This is a genomic window from Psychrobacter sp. TB55-MNA-CIBAN-0194 (assembly GCF_040309505.1).
GTDB lineage: Bacteria > Pseudomonadota > Gammaproteobacteria > Pseudomonadales > Moraxellaceae > Psychrobacter > Psychrobacter fozii.
Map to the genome: position 1 here is coordinate 1 of NZ_JBEOOW010000884.1, position 229 is coordinate 229.

A 229-nucleotide genomic window follows, 5' to 3' on the forward strand; every position below is an offset into this window, starting at 1 on the left:
TCAAGCGTGTCATTGATTACAACGTAAAAGTTCGTGTAAAAGCTGATAATTCTGGCGTAGATTTATCTAACACTAAAATGTCAATCAACCCTTTTGATGAAATTGCAGTAGAAGAAGCGGTTCGTCTTAAAGAAGCGGGTGTGATTGATGAAATCATCGTTGCCTCAATTGGTCCAAAAGAGTCACAAGAGCAGATTCGTGCCGCTTTAGCACTTGGTGCTGATCGTGG

1 protein-coding gene is annotated in these 229 nt (G+C 41.0%); it reads left to right on the top strand.

Annotated features, from left to right (window positions below):
- On the top strand, positions 1-229 hold a 229-nt coding region (locus tag AAEY75_RS17475; RefSeq protein ID WP_502944473.1), incomplete at both ends, for an electron transfer flavoprotein subunit beta/FixA family protein.